The 17,027-nt window shown below is 72.9% G+C and carries 16 protein-coding genes; 6 read left to right on the forward strand and 10 right to left on the reverse strand.

Annotated features, from left to right (window positions below; all coding sequences use genetic code 11):
* Window positions 1–101: 101 nt before the first annotated feature.
* The 7 genes from ACFWM7_RS23460 to ACFWM7_RS23490 all read right to left on the reverse strand — a co-directional run bounded on the left by ACFWM7_RS23460 (window position 102) and on the right by ACFWM7_RS23490 (window position 7,568).
* A complete protein-coding gene (locus ACFWM7_RS23460) occupies window positions 102–1,658 on the reverse strand; it encodes a cytochrome P450 (protein ID WP_383263498.1) in 1,557 nt (518 codons plus the stop codon).
* 196 nt (window positions 1,659–1,854) lie between these two features.
* Window positions 1,855–2,469 carry an ATP/GTP-binding protein gene (locus tag ACFWM7_RS23465; RefSeq protein WP_010058144.1) on the reverse strand — a complete coding sequence of 205 codons (615 nt, stop codon included), beginning with the start codon at window positions 2,467–2,469 and terminating at the stop codon, window positions 1,855–1,857.
* Window positions 2,450–2,821: a DUF742 domain-containing protein gene (locus ACFWM7_RS23470; protein WP_030711754.1), complete on the reverse strand. Its 372-nt coding sequence runs from the start codon at window positions 2,819–2,821 to the stop codon at window positions 2,450–2,452. The genes ACFWM7_RS23465 and ACFWM7_RS23470 overlap by 20 nt, the downstream gene beginning before the upstream one ends.
* Entirely contained in the window at window positions 2,818–3,225 is a 408-nt protein-coding gene (locus ACFWM7_RS23475) for a roadblock/LC7 domain-containing protein (protein ID WP_003964954.1), read from the reverse strand. Before ACFWM7_RS23475 ends, ACFWM7_RS23470 begins: the two co-directional genes overlap by 4 nt.
* On the reverse strand, window positions 3,222–4,862 hold the full coding sequence (locus ACFWM7_RS23480) for a sensor histidine kinase (RefSeq protein WP_383263500.1): 1,641 nt from the start codon (window positions 4,860–4,862) through the stop codon (window positions 3,222–3,224). The genes ACFWM7_RS23475 and ACFWM7_RS23480 overlap by 4 nt, the downstream gene beginning before the upstream one ends.
* Before the next feature lie 484 nt (window positions 4,863–5,346).
* Window positions 5,347–5,853 carry a MarR family winged helix-turn-helix transcriptional regulator gene (locus ACFWM7_RS23485; RefSeq protein ID WP_383263502.1) on the reverse strand — a complete coding sequence of 169 codons (507 nt, stop codon included), beginning with the start codon at window positions 5,851–5,853 and terminating at the stop codon, window positions 5,347–5,349.
* Window positions 5,850–7,568: an FUSC family protein gene (locus ACFWM7_RS23490; RefSeq protein ID WP_383263504.1), complete on the reverse strand. Its 1,719-nt coding sequence runs from the start codon at window positions 7,566–7,568 to the stop codon at window positions 5,850–5,852. The genes ACFWM7_RS23485 and ACFWM7_RS23490 overlap by 4 nt, the downstream gene beginning before the upstream one ends.
* Window positions 7,569–7,703: 135 nt before the next feature.
* On the opposite strand from ACFWM7_RS23490, the gene ACFWM7_RS23495 reads away from it, so the two are divergent.
* The 4 genes from ACFWM7_RS23495 (at window position 7,704) to ACFWM7_RS23510 (ending at window position 10,905) form a co-directional block, all read left to right on the forward strand.
* Window positions 7,704–8,135: a hypothetical protein gene (locus ACFWM7_RS23495; RefSeq protein ID WP_383263505.1), complete on the forward strand. Its 432-nt coding sequence runs from the start codon at window positions 7,704–7,706 to the stop codon at window positions 8,133–8,135.
* 125 nt (window positions 8,136–8,260) lie between these two features.
* The gene (locus tag ACFWM7_RS23500) at window positions 8,261–8,911 is read left to right on the forward strand and encodes a DUF3105 domain-containing protein (RefSeq protein ID WP_383263507.1); all 651 of its coding nucleotides are present in this window, start codon (window positions 8,261–8,263) and stop codon (window positions 8,909–8,911) included.
* Window positions 8,908–9,564, forward strand: coding sequence for a DUF305 domain-containing protein (locus ACFWM7_RS23505; RefSeq protein ID WP_383263509.1), 657 nt, complete (start codon window positions 8,908–8,910; stop codon window positions 9,562–9,564). Before ACFWM7_RS23500 ends, ACFWM7_RS23505 begins: the two co-directional genes overlap by 4 nt.
* Window positions 9,565–9,657: 93 nt before the next feature.
* Window positions 9,658–10,905, forward strand: coding sequence for an ROK family protein (locus tag ACFWM7_RS23510; RefSeq protein WP_383263511.1), 1,248 nt, complete (start codon window positions 9,658–9,660; stop codon window positions 10,903–10,905).
* Window positions 10,906–10,957: 52 nt separating this feature from the next.
* Here ACFWM7_RS23510 and xylA read toward each other — a convergent pair whose 3' ends face one another.
* Window positions 10,958–12,124 carry a xylose isomerase gene (xylA, locus tag ACFWM7_RS23515; protein ID WP_383263512.1) on the reverse strand — a complete coding sequence of 389 codons (1,167 nt, stop codon included), beginning with the start codon at window positions 12,122–12,124 and terminating at the stop codon, window positions 10,958–10,960.
* 247 nt (window positions 12,125–12,371) lie between these two features.
* Here xylA and xylB point away from each other — a divergent pair, with 247 nt between their 5' ends.
* Window positions 12,372–13,856 (forward strand): xylulokinase, encoded by a 1,485-nt coding sequence (gene xylB, locus ACFWM7_RS23520; protein WP_383263514.1) that lies wholly within the window; start codon window positions 12,372–12,374, stop codon window positions 13,854–13,856.
* Window positions 13,857–13,860: 4 nt separating this feature from the next.
* Here the strand turns inward: xylB and ACFWM7_RS23525 are convergent, their stop codons facing one another.
* Together ACFWM7_RS23525 and ACFWM7_RS23530 are read right to left on the reverse strand one after the other, a co-directional pair.
* The gene (locus ACFWM7_RS23525) at window positions 13,861–15,039 is read right to left on the reverse strand and encodes a macrolide family glycosyltransferase (protein WP_383263515.1); all 1,179 of its coding nucleotides are present in this window, start codon (window positions 15,037–15,039) and stop codon (window positions 13,861–13,863) included.
* A 6-nt stretch (window positions 15,040–15,045) separates the two neighbouring features.
* On the reverse strand, window positions 15,046–16,695 hold the full coding sequence (locus tag ACFWM7_RS23530; protein ID WP_383263517.1) for an ABC-F family ATP-binding cassette domain-containing protein: 1,650 nt from the start codon (window positions 16,693–16,695) through the stop codon (window positions 15,046–15,048).
* 153 nt (window positions 16,696–16,848) lie between these two features.
* Here ACFWM7_RS23530 and ACFWM7_RS23535 point away from each other — a divergent pair.
* Window positions 16,849–17,027: helix-turn-helix domain-containing protein (locus ACFWM7_RS23535; RefSeq protein ID WP_383263519.1), on the forward strand; the 179-nt coding region annotated here is incomplete at its 3' end.

The raw sequence follows: 17,027 nt of genomic DNA on the forward strand, positions 1-17,027 counted from the left end.
GCGGTACGGCGCTGCCCGCGCCCGGCCCCCACGCGCGACGCGGCGGCCCCGGGCCCGTGGGCGTGATCCGGGGCCGCCGCGTCCGAGCAGCCAACCGTGGGTCAGTAGCCGCTCCACCAGCGGCTGACCGCCTGCCAGAGCCGGACGGGGGCGGCCGGGCGGCGCTGCTGCGGGATCGTCGCCACCGGAGCGGGTGCGGGTTCGGCCGCGGGGGGTGCGGCGGCCGGGGCGGGCCGGGGGGCGGCGCCCGGGGCGTGGGCCGGCTCGGCTCCCGCGGTCTCGTGGCGGGGCTCGGGGACGGTCCTGGCCGGGGAGGAGATCTCCCAGGCGTCGGCGGGGCGGGGCGTGCGGGCCATCACCGAGAGCGGATCGGCGTCCAGCTTCTGCTGCGGGCTGGGGGCGAACTTCACCGGCAGCTCGACCAGGTGGCGGGACATGATGTTGCCGACCCAGCGCAGCTCGCTCTCGCCGACGCCTAGCTCCAGGTCCGGCAGGCGCATCAGGAGCGCGTCGACGCCGACGTCGGCGATCGCCCGGCCGATGTCCTGTCCCGGGCACTCGTGGGGGCCGCCGCTGAAGGCGAGGTGCGCGCGGTTGCCGCCCATGTCGGCGTTGAGGTCGGGGCGGACGGTGGGGTCGGTGTTGGCCGGGGCGATCCCGACGAGCAGGGCGTCGCCCGCCTTGATCTGCTGGCCGCCCAGCTCGGTGTCGCCGACCGCCCAGCGGCCGAAGACGGCGGTGAACGGCGGCTCGTCCCACAGCGTCTGCTCCACCGCCTCGGGCACGGTCATGTGCCCACCGCTGAGCCGGGCGCGGAAGCGCGGGTCGATGAGGACCATGCGCAGCACGTTGGCGATGAGGTTGGCGGTGGACTCGTACGCGGCGATCAGGATGAGGCGCAGGTGTTCGACGACCTCGATGTCGGTCATCGTCGCGGGGTGCTCGACGAGCCAGCTGGCGAAGTCCGGGGCGGGGTCGGCGCGGCGGCGTTCCACCAGGCGCGTCAGCACGGACACGATGTGGGCGTTGCTGGCCACGGCCGTCTCGGTGCCGCGGGTCATGTCCCGGGCGGCCTGGACGAGGCGCTCGTCGTACTCCTCGGGCATGCCGAAGATCGCGCACATCACCATCATCGGCAGGTGCTCCGCGAACTGGCTGACCAGGTCGGCGGTGCCCTTCTCGCAGAAGTCGTTGACCAGGCGGTTACTGAAGCGGTTGATGTGGCGGCGCACCCCGCGGGTGTCGATGCGCTCCATGCTGTCGGTGACCGCGCCGCGCTGGCGCTCGTGCTTGGCGCCGTCGGCGAACACGCAGACCGGCTGCCAGGTGAAGATCGGGGCGAGCGGGTGGTCCGGGGCGACGCTGCCGTCCTGGAGGGCCCGCCAGCGCCGCGAGTCCCGGGAGAACTGGGACGGCGTACGGGTGAGGTGGAGGTTCTCGCTGTGGCCGAGGACGAGCCAGGCGGGGACGTCGCCGTGGAGCAGGACCGGGGCGACCGTGCCGTGTTCGGCGCGGAGCTTGTCGTACAGGCCGGCCGGGTTGTTCTCCGCCTCGGGGCCGTAGAGCCGGCGCAGTCCGCCGGGGCCGATGTCGAGGTTGTGGGCCGGGCACTGGGGCGGGGGCACGGCGCCGGGTTCGTGGTGGAAGGGGCTTGTCACAGGGGCTCCAGGGATCAGGATTCCAGGGCTGGTGCACGGCTGCCGGGGGCTGGTGCGCAGATTCCGGGGCTGGTGCACGAGCGGGCGGGACGATCGGGCGGGGCGTCCGGGCGCGGACCGGGCCGGGGGCGTACGCCGGGGGATGGTGTACGCCCCCGGCGGATGTCCGGTCGCCGGGCCCCGGGGACGTACGGCGTCAGGCGAGAGGGACGGCCAGGCTGTGCAGGTAGCGCATCAGGGTCATCAGCACATCGCGGCTGGAGGCCCGCAGCCGGGCGTCGCAGTCGATCATCGGGACCTCGTCCGGCAGGTCGAGGGCTCTGCGCAGGGCCTCGACCGGGTGGTGCGGCGCGTCGGGGAAGGTGTTCACGGCCACGACGAACGGCACGCCGCGCTCCTCCAGTCGGCCGATGACGTCGAAGCTGACTTCGAGGCGTCTGGTGTCGATGAGGACGACCGCGCCGAGGGCGCCCTCGAAGAGGCCGTTCCACAGGAACCAGAAGCGCTCCTGGCCGGGGGTGCCGAACAGATAGAGGATCAGTTCCTCGCTGAGGCTGATCCGTCCGAAGTCCATGGCCACGGTGGTGGCGGTCTTCGTCTCCACCCCGGCGTTGTCGTCGACGCCGACGCCGGCCTGGGTCATGGTCTCTTCGGTCGTCAGCGGCCGGATCTCGCTCACCGAGCCGACCATGGTCGTCTTGCCGACGCCGAACCCGCCGACGATCACGACCTTCACCGCGGCGGTGGCCGTGGTGGGGAGGACGTCCTCGGTGCGGGGTCCGGTGATCGTGTCAGAGCTTCTGAAGTCCATGCATCACCGCTTCGAGAAGGGACCTGTCGGGGAGAGTGGCGCGGACGATCGGCGCGCGCGACTCGATGAGCTCGGTCGCGAGGAGATCGCTCAGGAGCGAGGTGACCACGCTGAACGGCAGGCCGAGGTAGGCCGAGATCTCGGCGACGGACAAGGGGGCCTGACAGAGCCGCAGGATCGCCGCCTGTTCGGGCTGGAACGTCGGCGAGGGCTCCGCCTGCGCGACGACCATCGTGACCAGGTCGAGCGCGGCCCGTTCGCTGTCGTCGAGATCGCCGGTGATCACGTACAGCCGCTCCGGATCGAGGAGATCCGGGTCGGCCTTGCGGCGTTCTCGTCGAGGTCCACTCATCCGGACTGCCCGCCGTGGCGGGGCGGGCTGGTCAGGTGGGCTCCGATCCGCACGACCATGTCCCGCATCCGGGCCCCGACGAGTCCGGCGTCGACGGTCTCGCCGGCCAGGACCGCGAGATACGCGCCGGTGCCGGCCGCCATCAAGTAGAAGAACCCGCCGGTGACCTCGATGACGACGAGCTTCATCAGGCCGTCGCTGTACGGGATCTCGGTGGCCACCGCGGCGGCCAGACTCTGGAGCCCGGCGCAGGCCGCCGCCAGCCGGTCGGCGACGTCGGGGTCGCCGCCGTGCATCGCGATGCGCAGACCGTCCGAGGAGAGCACCACGATCTGGTGGATGCTCGGGACGTCCTCGGCCAGTTCCTTGAGCATCCAGTCCATGTTTCCCCGCTGCTGGATCACTTCAGGTCTCCCTTGTCCCACGCGTCATCGGAGTCTTCGCCGTGCTTTCGTTCCTGCGGTACGCCGTTGACGGCCTTGGTGAAGGCCTCCAGCCACAGGCCGGGGGGCTTCTCCTCGCCGCGTCCGCCGTCCGTCGCGTCACCCGGTCCGGGCTGGAACCCGTTGGCGGGGACCGGGGACGGCGGGGGCTGCTGCGGGAGGTTGTGCGAGCCGAGCGGGGCGCGGCCCCGGCTGCGGCGCTGCGGCAGCCCGTTCTCGGTCCACTCGGTGACCACGGGAACGTCGTCCTCCATGGGCGCCGCGGGAGCGGCCGGGCGCGAGGTGGCCGTGGGGGCTCCGGTGGAGACCGGCGCGGCCACGGATGGCACGGGGCCGGTGGGCGCGGGCTTGGGCTTGCGCTTGCCGGGCGGCGGCACCACGTGCTGGAGCTGCGACATGTCGAGCGAGCTGGTGGGCCGCGAGGTGGCGCCGATGCCGTGGGCGATGCCCGGGGCGGGCCCGGTGGTGATCATCTCGCGCGGCACGATGAGGACGGCGCGGACGCCGCCGTACGCCGACTGACGCAGCGACACCTGGAGCTGGTACATCCGGGAGAGCCGGCCGACGACGGCCATGCCGAGGCGCGGGGACTCCCCGAGGTCGTTCATGTTGATGCCGGCCTGGGCCTGGGCGAGCATGTTCTCGGCGCGGGCGCGGGCCTCCTCGCTGAGGCTGACGCCGCCGTCCTCGATCTCGATGGCGATGCCGGTCTGCACCTCGACCGCGGTGACGTGCACCCGGGTCTGGGGCGGCGAGTAGCGGGTAGCGTTGTCGAGGAGCTCGGCGCAGGCGTGGATCAGCGGTTCGACCGAGGTGCCGACGATGGCGACCTTGGCGATCGAGTGCAGGTCGACGCGCTGGTACTCCAGGATGCGGGACATCGCGCCGCGCAACACGCTGAACAGCGGTACGGGCTTGGGCCACTGGCGGCTGGGGCGGGCGCCGCCGAGCACGGCGATGGAGTCGGCGAGCCGGCCGATCAGCGCGGTGCCGTGGTCGATGCGCAGCAGGTCGTCGAAGACCTCGGGGTTGCGCCCGTAGTGGTCCTCCATCTCCCGCAGTTCACTGGCCTGGCGGTGCACGATCGCCTGGACGCGGCGGGCGACGCTGACGAAGGCGCGCTGGGCGGAGTCACGCCGCGCCTCCTCGTTGTCGATGACTTCGAGGACCTGGTGGATCTGCTCACGCAGCGCCCCCGGCAGGTGCCGGTTGGCCACGTCCGCGTCGACGATGTCACGCATCACTTCTTCGGGCGAATTGCCCACGCGCAGCCGCCGGATGGCGGCGGGCATGACTTCCTTGGTGAGCCGTACCGTCTCGGCGTCGTGCGAGAGGATGCGGTGTTCCAGGTAGGCGATGCGCTGTTCGTACTCGGCGCGCTGGACGCGCATGGCGCGTCGGCGGCGGTGGAGCGCCACGGTGAGCACGGCGACCACGAGCGTGGTGATCGCGCCGCACACGGCGACTGGTATCCGCGCGGCCGGTGCGACCAGGGCCGATCCGGCGGCGGCCGCGCCGAGGAGCAGGGCCACGGGCAGCAGGACTACGCGGACGACGGGAATTTCTCTGTCGGTCGGCGGTGATTCAACACGGACCATCTAAAACCCTCTGGCGGTTGATTCCGGGATGTATGCGCACGTGAGCGGAGACCTAGGACAAGTGCTCGAATTCATCTCAACTCGACTTCACTGCGCGTGAGCTTAGCCAGATCAGAACAGTGCTTCGGCATATTCACCCAACCCCCTGCGGAAGCCCGCCGAGAGGAATACACTCACCAGTTTTTGCACGCTGCGCTGCGGAGCGTGCGCAGGGAGTGAGGGTGGCTGGAATGCGTCTATGACGAGAGTCGGTGGCGCAGAAAAGCACAGTAAAGCGCAGCAAACGTTGCCGGATTGCTGCGCTTTGCGGGGTAAATCACCTACACATCAGCCCGTTTCGCCCCCGCAGAAACCAGACAACGGCACACGTGATCGAACCGGATCGAAAGGTGCAGATTCCTGACCGTCGGACGGGTGACACGCGAGATCGCCCGCCCTGACGTCTCGGCGAAGCCACCCATCCGGGGCCCGTCGATGAGTCTCGTCAGCGTCGGGCGCCGCCGAGCCGCCCCTCCAGCTGGACGAGCAGCTCGCCCAGCCTGGAGCCGAGTTCGTCACGGCCGTCCTCGTCGAGGCCGGCGAGTACCGTGCGTTCGTAGGCGAGTTGTTCGGGCAGCAGCCGGTCGACCAGGGCCCGGCCCTCGTCGGTGAGGCGGACATGGGCGACCCGCCGGTCGCGGTCGTCGCCCCGGCGGTCGACCAGGGCGCGGTCCTGGAGGGTGCGCAGCCGCTTGGTGACGGCGGCTCCGGAGGAGAAGGTCTCGCGGGCCAGCTCGCCGGGGGTCAGCTCCCGGTCCGTCCGGCGTACGGCGCCGAGGAGGTCGAATTCGGCGCGGGTGAGTCCGGCGGAGCGCAGCGGGGCGTCCTCCGCCTGCTGGAGAAGGGCGGCGCAGCGGTTGATCCGGCCGATGATCTCCATCGGTCCGGTGTCGAGCTCGGGGTTGACGGCCTGCCACTGCCGGACCACCGAGGCAACGATGTCGTCGGTCACTCCGCTCCGATCGAAGGGGCATGGACCGTGGGCCCGCGCCGTTGTGCTGTCGCGGCGAGCGTACGGTGTCCGGCCTGCTCGGCCGCGAGAAGGCGCTGCTCGGGCAGGGCGCGCTGCCACCACTCGCCCGCAGCGGTGTCGCCCGCCTCGCGCAGTTCGACGAGGCTCGCGGTGAGCGTCCGACGGGCCCGGTCCCGCTCAGTGGGGGCGGCGCGGGGGTCGGCGCGGGCCCGGTCGGTGGCGGCGAGCGCCCGTTCGACCCGGCCCGCCGCCCGCCGGTTGGTGACGAGCGTCGCGGCCAGGAATCCGGCGGCCGCGCCGAGGAGGGTGTCCAGGACCCGGTCGCCGATGAGTTCCCCGGCCGGGTGGGCGCCGCCGAACTCCAGGACCAGGAGGGCCATCGGGGTCACGGCGACGGAGCCGAGCCAGTAGTTGCGGGTGATGAGGGCCTCGGCGGCGAAACTGAAGAAGAGGCAGCAGCAGACGAGGGCGAGCGGGCCGGTCCGCGACAGCGGCAGGACGGCGGCGAAGACGAGCACGCCCAGGAGGTTGCCGAGGGTGCGCTGGAGGGCCCGGTTCCACGACAGGGTGATGTTGGCCTGGTAGAGGGAGGCGGCGGTGACGATCGCCCAGTAGGGGCGGCCGACGCCGAGCGCGGCGCAGAGGTACCCGGCGAGCGCGCAGCCCGCCAGCGTACGGACGGCCACCGGCAGCAGCGGAGATCCGGGGCCGAGGCGGCGCAGCAGGGCACGGCGGTTCGCGCGGCGGCCTTCGGGGGCCCGCAGGGCCACGCGTTCGGCGTCGATCCCGTGGAGTTCGTCGGCGGTACCGGGGGCCGGCGGCGGCGCGGGCACGGGCCCCCGGGCCCGGGTCAGGGCGGCCCACTCCCGCAGCCGGTCCGGATCCGCCGCCCCGGCGCCGAGACCCGGGGCCGCGAAGGCCGCTTCGGCATGCACCACGAGCCGTTCCAGCGACCGGCGTACGGGGGTGGGGCGGCCGGAGGCGAGCAGGCACTGCCAGGCGGCGTGCACGGCGGCGGCCGCGGCGTTGCGGTGACGGGGGCCGGGGTCGGCGGCGCACGCGGCAGCGGCCGCCAGGGCGCGGGCGACAGCGCGGCGTTCGGGCCCCTCGCGGCGGACCAGGGCGGGCGCGACGGCGACGAGCCAGGCGAACGCGCCCGCGCCGAGGGTCAGGGCGAGGTGGCCGGGGATCTGATCGGGGCGCTGCGGGGCGAAGAGGGCGGCGGAGCTGACGAAGGTGAAGATCACATGGCCGGGCGGCCCGATCCGGGTGGCGTCGCACAGCACCTTCTGGGCGGCGGCGAGCAGCGCCCCGACCGCGATGAGCACGGCGGTCGAGCCGGTGAGCGACGCGGTGGCCAGAGAGACGGCGAGCGAGGCCGCCATGCCGAGCACCACGCCCGCGACGGCCCGCGCCCGCCGGGCGTACGGCAGGCCGTGTGCGTAGAGCGCGCAGAGCGAACCGGCCATGGTGTACATGACGAGGTCGAGCCGGCCGAGGGCCAGGAGCGTCAGATGGGGGACGGCGGAGGCGACGACCACGCTGAGGGCGGGCTTGAACCAGGTGTCGGAGGGCCGCGAGAGCCGCAGGGCCGAGGCCAGCGGAAGGCTCCGGACAGCCGCGGGAAGGCCTCGTACGGCGGCCGGGAGCTTGCGGACGGAGGGCTGCTCGGCGCGGGTAGGTGTATCACTCACCCATATAATTTAACAGGTATTACACCTGTAAATTACCTACCCTCTGTTCGTGCGGCGGCGACTCGGGCACACTGTCCCGCGAACAACGCGACCCACATTCTTTGAATCTTCATGTACCCACTACGATGACGGGCGATGACCAGGGTGAGCACGCGGACCGACCGGCAGCGGTACCGCTCCCGCGCGCCCCTCGCCCTGGGCTGGGTCTTCTTCCTGCTGGCCGTGCTCTTCTGCTGCTCGGCCGCCACCTCGTCCGCCGCCGTGCCGGTCGCGGCGGGCCAGGCCGACGCGAGTGCCGTCCGCGCGTTCACCCCGACGCCCGACGCGGCCGTCGAGCCGGTCGTGCTGGTCTCTCCGGTGGACCGCGGTCTGGGGACGTCGTGCCACGGCGGTTCGACGCACACGGTGGCCGTCGTGCTTCCGGTGTCGTCCGCCCCCGTGGCCGTCCCCTCGCCCGTGGCCTTCGTCGCGGCCGCCCCGCTCACGGGGGCGGCGGCCATCAGAGGTCCCGCGCACGACGGTGTGCGTTCCGTCGATCAACTACGCCTTCAGGTCCTGCGGATCTAGAGGCCGGGTCCGCTCTCCCGCCGCGCCCCGCGCCGGCTCCCCGGGAGCGGTTTTTCGTATGCCCCGCATCCCTTACCCCCTCATGCATGCCCCCGCATGCATCGGTTGAACGACGAGGACTTCCCATGGCTTCCGCCAAGAACCAGAACAACGCGGCCGCGGCGCGCCGCGCCAAGCTCGAAGAGGCGCGCCGCAAGGAGCGCGCCCGCGAGCGCCGCGTCCGCATCATCACCATCGGCGCGTCGGTGGCCGTGGTCGCCGCTCTGGTCGCCGGAGGCGGCTACCTGATGTCACAGGCCAACGAGAAGGAGGAGAAGGAGCAGCAGGCCAAGACCTCCCCCGTCACCGGCGAGCGCAGCTGGGACAAGCTGACGCAGGAGCACGTCGCGAACAAGGTCGACTACCCGATGAACCCGCCCGTCGGCGGCGACCACAACCAGGTCTGGATGAACTGCAACGCGGACGTCTACACCGCCGAGATACCGAAGGAGAACGCCGTGCACTCGCTGGAGCACGGCGCGGTCTGGGTGACGTACAACGACAAGGCCTCGGACGCGGACATCGAGGCGCTCACCAAGAAGGTCAAGTCGACCCCGTACTCCCTGATGAGCCCGGTCAAGGACCAGAAAGATCCTCTGATGCTCAGCGCTTGGGGCAAGCAGGTCACGGTCAAGAACGCCTCGGACGACCGGGTCGACCAGTTCTTCACCAAGTACGTGCAGGGCCCGCAGACCCCTGAGCCGGGGGCCGCCTGCACCGGCGGGCTGGACAAGTGACCGCCCTCGCACCCGCCCGCTCCACCCGCCGGCTGGTCCTCGCGGGGGCCTCGGTGCTGCTCGTCGCGCTCGGGCTGGTGGCGCTGATGGTGGTCCGCCCCTCGGCGGCGTCCCCGTCCGGGGCGTCGTCGTCGCTGTCCGCTCCGGCGGAGGACTCCGTGGACGCGGGCTTCGCCCGGGACATGGCGATCCACCACCAGCAGGCGGTCGAGATGTCGTTCATCGTGCGGGACCGCACCGACGACGAGGACGTGCGGCGGCTCGCGTACGACATCATCAACACCCAGGCCAACCAGCGCGGCATGATGCTGGGCTGGCTGGAGATGTGGGGGCTGCCGAAGAGCGCGGCCGGGGCGCCGATGGCGTGGATGGGGCACACCCTCACGCCGACGGACGACGGTTCGCTGATGCCGGGCATGGCCACCGACGCGGAGCTGGAGGCGCTGGAGGCAGCCAAGGGCAAGGCGGCCGAGGTGCTGTTCCTGCGGCTGATGACCGTCCACCATCGCGCGGGCGCCGACATGGCGCAGGCCGCCGCCGGTACGGCGAGGACCGACGCCATCCGGAACCTGGCGGAGGGCATGGTCCGTGGCCAGCAGTCGGAGATCGGGCTGATGGCAGACATGCTGAAGGACCGGGGCGCCAAGCCCTGAGCACGGAGCCCTGAGGGCGGTGGGGGCGGTCGCGGCCGGAAGGCCTCGGCCGCCCCCTGCCGTGACCGCCCATCGCATAGGCTCGGCGACGATATGAAGAGCATCCTCACTCCGCTGGGGCCCAAGGCCGACAAGGACACCGTGCGACGGCACAATCTGAGCCTGGTACTGCGTGCCGTGCGGGACGAGGGCGAGCGCGGCGACGCCACGCGCGCCGGGGTGGCCGCCCGGGTCGGGCTGACCCGGGCCGCGGTGTCCTCGCTCGTCGAGCAGCTGATGGACAGCGGGTTCCTCACCGAGTCGGGCAAGACGTTCAGCGGCCAGGCCGGCCGCCCCGGCACCGCACTCAAGGTGGCCCGCACCGGTCCGGCCGGGCTCGGCGTGGAGATCAACATCGACTACGTCTCGGTCTGTGTGGTGGATCTGGCGGGCACCGGCCGGGTCCGGCAGACCGAGCACCTCGACAACCGGGGCACGCCCGCCGAGGAGGCCCTGGCGCGGGCGGCCCGGATCGCCGCGCGGACCCTGGAGTCGGCGTACGAGCAGGAGTTGCGTCCGGTGGGCGCGGCGCTGGCGCTGCCGGGTCTGGTCTCCGGCGGGTCGGTGCGGCAGGCCCCCAACCTCGGCTGGAACGAGGTCCCGGCGCAGAAGCTGTTCGCCGACGCGCTGGCCGCCCTGCGCCCCGGCCACCCGGCGCTGCCGGTCGCCTCGGAGAACGAGGCCAATCTCGCGGCGCTGGCCGAGCTGTGGTTCGGCGGGCTCGGGGAGGTCCGCAGCTTCCTCTATCTGACCGGAGAGATCGGCGTCGGCGGGGCGCTGGTCCTGAACGGCGAACTGCTGCGCGGGGCGCACGGTTTCGCCGGGGAGATCGGCCATGTGGTGGTGGACCCGGCGGGTCCGGAGTGCCGGTGCGGATCGCGGGGGTGCCTGGAGCAGTACGCCGGACAGGCGGCGCTGCTGCGGGCGGCCGGGATCGAGGGGATCGGCGGCGCCTCGGGGGTGCTGGAGCTGGAGCGGCGCGCGGGGGCGAGGGATCCGCGTGCGGTGGCCGCGATCGGTGAGGCGGGGCGGATGCTGGGCCGGGTGCTGTCGGGCGCGGTGAACCTGACCGACCCGGACGCGGTGGTGCTCGGCGGGATCTACCGGGGCCTGATGCCGTGGCTGGCGCCGCCCGCCGACGAGGAGCTGACGGGCCGGGTGGTGTCGGGCCTCTGGTCCCCGGGCAGCGGCCGGCTCCGGGCGTCGTCGGTGGCGGGCGACGCGGCGCGGGGTGCGGCGGCGCTCGTGGTGCAGGACGTGCTGGACGACCCGGTGGCGTACGCGGAGCCGGCGGGCGGGTGAGCGGGGGCCGGGGTCGCCCGGCCCCGGCCCCCTCGATGTGGCACCCGGTACGTCAGCGGACGGCGAGCAGGTGGTCCATGGCGAGCTGGTCCAGCGCCTCGAAGGCCATCCCGCGTTCCGCCGCCGCGTCCACGTCGAACTCCTCGTACGCCGTGCGGTCGGCGAGGAGCTCCGCCAGGCCGTCCCCCGCGGTCGGGCGCGCCAGTTCGTCCAGGCGGGAGGCGCGCAGGGCCGCCCGTACCTCGGGGTCGGCGCGGAAGGCGGCGGCCCGCTCCTTGAGGATGAGGTAATTGCGCATGCAGCCGGCGGCCGAGGCCCAGACGCCGTCGTAGTCCTCGGTGCGCGGGGGCTTGAAGTCGAAGTGGCGGGGGCCTTCGTAGCCGCTCTCCAGCAGGTCGACGAGCCAGAACGCCTGGCGCAGGTCGCCCGCGCCGAAGCGCAGGTCCTGGTCGTACTTGATGCCGGACTGGCCGTTGAGATCGATGTGGAAGAGCTTGTCGGCCCACATGGCCTGGGCGATGCCGTGCGGGAAGTTGAGCCCGGCCATCTGCTCGTGCCCGGTCTCCGGGTTGACGCCGACCAGCTCGGGGCGCTCCAGGCGCTCGATGAAGGCCAGGGCGTGGCCGATGGTGGGCAGCAGGATGTCGCCGCGCGGCTCGTTGGGCTTGGGCTCGATGGCGAAGCGGAGGTCGTAGCCCTGCTCGGTGACGTACTCGCCCAGCAGGTCGAAGGCCTCCTTCATGCGGTGCAGGGCGAGGCGTACGTCCTTGGCTCCGCCGGATTCGGCCCCCTCGCGGCCGCCCCAGGCCACGAAGGTGGTCGCCCCCAGCTCGACGGCGAGGTCGATGTTGCGCAGGGTCTTGCGGAGTGCGTAGCGGCGTACGTCACGGTCGTTGGCGGTGAACCCGCCGTCCTTGAAGACCGGGTGGGTGAAGAGGTTGGTCGTCACCATCGGCACGACGAGACCACTGGCGTCGACGGCCTGGCGGAACCGCTTGACGATCGCCTCGCGCTCGGTCTCCGGCGCGCCGAAGGGGATCAGGTCGTCGTCGTGGAAGGTCACGCCCCAGGCGCCCAGCTCCGCGAGCCGCTGCACGGACTCGACGGGGTCGATGGCCGCTCGGGTCGCGTCGCCGAAGGGATCCCGGCCCTGCCAGCCCACGGTCCACAGCCCGAAACTGAACTTGTCCTCGGGGGTGGGGGTGAAGCGTTCCGTCATCGTCGTCCGACCGCCTTCGCCTGCCGTCGGGACGCCCGGCGGCGAGCCCGGCACCCCTATTTGTTCAGTGTCATGACTAATCAAGCACATCGCACCCCGGGCACGGAACCCCCTTGCCGCGCGGAGCGCTTCCGACCCCCTGTGCAGAGGGCCGCGCATCCCGTAATTTGTTCGTGCCGCAGCCGAATGATCAGCCCGCGCCGGCCAGCACCCGTTGGCCGGCCCCGCAGCGCGAAAGAGGCTTCCCATGCCGTCACCCGCCGTCGTCATCGGCGTGGACAGCTCGACCCAGTCCACCAAAGCCGCCTTCATCGACGCCGGGACGGGCGAGCAGCTCGCCGTGGGGCGCGCCGCGCATCGGGTCACCGGCGAGGCGGGGGCCCGGGAGAGCGATCCGGAGATCTGGTGGCGGGCGCTGTGCGAGGCGGTGGCCGCCGGGCTGGCGGAGTCCGGCCTCCCCGCCCGCGCGGTCACCGGGATCGCGGTGGCCGGGCAGCAGCACGGGCTCGTCGTGCTCGACGGGGCGGGCCGACCGCTGCGCTCCGCGCTGCTGTGGAACGACACGCGCTCCGCGCCGCAGGCCGCCGCTCTCACCGAGGCGCTGGGCGGGCCGGAGGCCTGGACCGCGCGGGCCGGGTCCGTACCGGTGGCGTCGATCACCGCCTCCAAGTGGCAGTGGCTGCGCGAGCACGACCCGGCGAGCGCCGCGAGCGCGGCGGCGGTCCGCCTCCCCCACGACTTCCTCACCGAGCGCCTCGCGGGCGTCGCGGCCACCGACCCCGGGGACGCGTCGGGCAGCGGCTGGTACTCCACCGCGACCGGCGCGTACGACCCCGAACTCCTGGAGCTCCTCGGCCTCGACGCGGCCCTGCTGCCGGAGGTCGCGCCCACCGGGGCGGCCCGGATCGGCTCGCTCACCGAAGCGGCGGCCCGCGCGCTCGGACTGCCCGCGGGGATCGCGGTGGCGGCCGGCACCGGCGACAACATGAGCGCCGCCGTGGGCCTCGGGCTGGGCGGCGAGGGGTTGCTGGACCACCCGGCCCTGAGCCTCGGCACCTCCGGCACGGTGTTCGCGGCCTCCCGCACCCGCCCCGTGTCCACCGCGCTCAACGGGTTCGCCGCCGCCGACGGTACGTACCTGCCGCTGGCCTGCACCCTCAACTGCACGCTCGCCGTGGACAAGGTGGCGGCCCTGCTGGGCCTGGACCGCGAGGACGCGGCCCCCGGCGGCGAGGCGGTTCTGCTCCCGTACCTGGACGGCGAACGGACCCCCGACCTGCCGACCGCCTCCGGCCTGCTGACCGGACTCCGCCACGACACGACCCGGCAGCAACTGCTGGGCGCCGCCTACGAGGGCGCGGCGGTCACCGTACTGCGGGCCATGGACGAGCTGCTGTCGGCCTGCGGCCTCGACCCGGACGCGCCCGAGGTGGCCGCCCGCCCGCTGCGGCTGATCGGCGGCGGGGCGCAGGGGCGGATGTGGGTGGAGACGGTACGCCGCCTCTCCGGCCGCCCGCTCGTCATCCCGGGCAGCGGAGAACTGGTCGCCCTCGGCGCGGCGGCACTCGCCGCCTCGGCCGCGGGCGGCGGCGACCCGGTGGCACTGGCGACCACCTGGCAGAAGTCCGGTACGGACCGTCAACTGCCGCCGGTGGAAAGGGATGTGGAGACCTGGCAGCAGATCACCGCAGTCCTGGAGCGCGCCTCCGAGCCCCTGCTGGGCGGTCCGTGACGTCTCAGGGCATCAGTATCTCCTCGATGAGGCGAACGGCACGCGGGGTGCCGCCCTCGCTCAGGGCCTCGGCGCGCAGCCGTGCCGATCTGCGGGCCACCTCCGGGTCAGCGCGCAGGTCGTCCAGGGCGGCCCGCAGGGTTTCGGCGGTGGCGTCGGCGGTGTCGACGCGGCGGGCGACGCCCAGCCCCACCAGCCGGTCCGCGTTCATGAACTGTTCGGCGCCCTGAGGCACGGCGATCATCGGGACGCCCGCGCGCAGGCCGTCGCCGCATCCGCCCATTCCGGCGTGGGTGACGAAGACGTCGGCCTGCGCCAGGATCGCCCGCTGCGGAACCCAGGGGTGCACTTCCACGTTGGGCGGGATCTCGCCCAGCTCACGCGGGTCGGTGTGCTTGCCGATCTGGAGCACGACGTGCCAACCGGGGAGGTTTCCGTACGCGGCGAGGCACTGGCGGTAGAACTCCGGCCGGTGCGTGTAGGCCGACCCGAGGGAGACGAGCAGGACGCTCTCGGCCGCCTCCGGCCGGAGCCACCGGCCGGTGTCGCCGTCGGTATCGGGGCAGGGCCCGACGAAGGTGACCCTTCGGGGGTCGACCATGTCCGCGCTGGGCTGCATGGCCCGCGGAATCAACGCGAGGGCCCGTGCCGGGGTGCCGGAGAAGGCGTCGACATCGAGGGTGGTCGCCCCGCAGTCGGCCAGCCAGCGGGCGAACCTCTCCCGGTACTCGGTCGCGCCGGGCAGGTTCCGCAGGTGGGCGCCGACCTCCTGCTCGTATCCCTCCCAGGCGACGAAGGACGGGGACAGCTGCATCAGGGGCCGCCCCTGTGCTTCGGCGAGGGCGCGTGCGGCGTAGGCGCCGATGTCGTACAGATACAGATCGGCGGGGTCGTGGTCGAAGACGGCGCGCAACGGGGGCAGCGCCTGGACGTTGTCGTCGAGGAAGAGGTTCATCGCGGCGATGGGGTCGGCCGGCCAGTTGTCGTCGGCGACGGGCAGCGTCGAGGTGTACGGGACGAACGCGGCACCGGTCGCGGTGATCCGGTCGGCCAGGGCCGGGTCGTTGGCGTAGGTGACCCGGTGGCCGCGGGCCACCAGCTCACGGACGATGCCGAGACCGGGCAGAACATGACTGACGATCGGGACGCCGATGATCGCGATGTGGGAACGGTGCCGGGACAAGGGTGATCACTCGCTTCGGGTAGGGGCGCGGAAGCCCGGGCCTTCGAGTACGGGCACGCGTGCGGCCCGCAGGGTCAGTCGGGTGCCGTGCCAGCGGCGCCGGAGCAGCCGGTCGTGGCTGACGAGGACGACGGCGCCGGCGAAACCGGACAGGGCGCTCTCCAGCTCCTCGGCGAGGGCCGGCGAGAGGTGGTTGGTGGGCTCGTCGAGCAGCAGGACGTCGGCGGGCCGGGAGACCAGCCGTGCCAGGGCGAGCCGCTGACGCTGTCCGGTGGAGAGCCGGTCGACGGGCACCGACAGCCGGGCGCGGTCGAACAGCCCGAGCGCCAGCAGCCGTTCGGCGTACTCGTCCGGCTCCCCCGGCAGCCCCCGGGTATAGGCGGCCAGCAGGGTTTCGTGCGGCGATCCGGGCGCGGGGTCCTGCGGGAGGAAGCCGATCCTGCCTCGGCGGACGACATGCCCCCGGTCGGCCGCGAGTTCACCGGCGAGTACGCGGAGCAGGGTGCTCTTGCCCGCGCCGTTCTCGCCGGTGATCAGCAGGTGTTCGCCCGCCCGGACCATCAGGTCGACCGGGCCGAGTCTGCCCGCGACGGAGACCCCGACGGCGTCGGTCACTGTGCCGGTCAGGGGTGTGGCGTGCAGCGCGGGCGAGAACGTCAACGGGTCGGGCGGCGCCGGGACCGGGTGGGCCAGCAGGCGGCGCAGCCGTTCCTCGGCGTTGCGGACGCGACCGGCCAGCGACTGCTGCACACGAGCGCCGGCCTGGTTGTAGGAGAGTTTGTCGCCGTCCTTCATCGGCCGGCCGGGGGCCACACGGCGTGCCGTGCCCGCGATCGTGTCGCGCAGCCGGTCGGCCTCCTCGCACCACCGTTCGTGGTCCCGGCGCCGGCGCAGCCGGACCGCGTCCCTCTCGGCGAGGTAGCCGGCGTAGCCGTTTCCGTACCGGACGACGTCGTGCCGGTCACCGTCCACCTCCAGGAGGCTGGAGGCGACCTGTTCGAGGAAGCCCCGGTCGTGCGAGACGACCGCCGTGGTGCCCCAGTGGCCGCGCAGATGCTCCTCCAGCCAGGTCAGGGCGGGCCCGTCCAGGTGGTTGGTCGGCTCATCGAGAAGCAGCACCTCCGGGGCCGCCGCCAGCACCGCGGCCAGCCGCAGCCGGGCGCGCTCGCCGCCGGAGAGCGCACCCATGGTCGAAGTGCGGTCGACCTGCCGCAGCCCGAGTCCGTGCAGGGCCCGCTCCAGCCGGGCGTCGGCGTCGTAGCCCCCGCGCAGTTCGAAGACCGAGACGGCGTCGGCGTAGGCGTCCAGCGCCGACGTGTCGCCCTCGGCCATCGCCGCTTCCAGGCGGCGCATCCGGGCCTCGATCGCCCGGAGATCGCCCAGGGCCCGGTTGATCACCTGCTGCGCCGTCATGTCGGCCGGGAGGTCCTCGTCCTGGGCGAGGTAACCGACGCCACCGTCGGCCCGCACGACGATCCGCCCCTCGTCGGGGCTCTCCCGTCCGGCGAGCAGCCGCAGAAGGGTGGTCTTCCCGGACCCGTTCTCGCCGACGATGCCGGTGCGTTCGCCCCGCGCCAGCGAGCAGGTCACCGAGTCGAGGACGGGCGTGCCGTCGAAGGATTTGCTGACGGCGAGCGTGGTGATCTGGGTGGGCATACGGGCGACTCCGAAGCTGTCGTGGACGAGGCGGTGGCGGTGGACCGCAGGGCCGGGGGAAAGCTTCGGAGGAACATCGGCGACTCCACTAGTGCGACAACTGTTGCTTTAAGATGCTGCCATGACCACCACCACCGGGCAACCGGATTACCGATGAACCCGCCACCGAACGACGGCCCGCCGGACCGCCGACCGGGCGGCCGCACCGCCCGCATCCGGGCCCAGGTGCTCGACGCCGTCCGTGCCGAACTCGGCGAACACGGTTACGAGGGGCTCACAGTGGAGGCCGTCGCGGCCCGTGCCGGGGTGCACCGGACCACGGTCTACCGGCG

Source organism: Streptomyces sp. NPDC058375, assembly GCF_042723425.1.
GTDB lineage: Bacteria > Actinomycetota > Actinomycetes > Streptomycetales > Streptomycetaceae > Streptomyces > Streptomyces durocortorensis.

Excerpts from the sequence above, each read along its gene's own strand:
- ACFWM7_RS23465 (WP_010058144.1), bottom strand. The coding sequence starts at position 2,469 with ATGGACTTCAGAAGCTCTGACACGATCACCGGACCCCGCACCGAGGAC.
- ACFWM7_RS23470 (WP_030711754.1), bottom strand. The coding sequence starts at position 2,821 with ATGAGTGGACCTCGACGAGAACGCCGCAAGGCCGACCCGGATCTCCTC.
- ACFWM7_RS23480 (WP_383263500.1), bottom strand. The coding sequence starts at position 4,862 with ATGGTCCGTGTTGAATCACCGCCGACCGACAGAGAAATTCCCGTCGTC.
- ACFWM7_RS23495 (WP_383263505.1), top strand. The coding sequence starts at position 7,704 with ATGACCAGGGTGAGCACGCGGACCGACCGGCAGCGGTACCGCTCCCGC.
- ACFWM7_RS23500 (WP_383263507.1), top strand. The coding sequence starts at position 8,261 with ATGGCTTCCGCCAAGAACCAGAACAACGCGGCCGCGGCGCGCCGCGCC.
- ACFWM7_RS23510 (WP_383263511.1), top strand. The coding sequence starts at position 9,658 with ATGAAGAGCATCCTCACTCCGCTGGGGCCCAAGGCCGACAAGGACACC.
- xylA (WP_383263512.1), bottom strand. The coding sequence starts at position 12,124 with ATGACGGAACGCTTCACCCCCACCCCCGAGGACAAGTTCAGTTTCGGG.
- xylB (WP_383263514.1), top strand. The coding sequence starts at position 12,372 with ATGCCGTCACCCGCCGTCGTCATCGGCGTGGACAGCTCGACCCAGTCC.
- ACFWM7_RS23530 (WP_383263517.1), bottom strand. The coding sequence starts at position 16,695 with ATGCCCACCCAGATCACCACGCTCGCCGTCAGCAAATCCTTCGACGGC.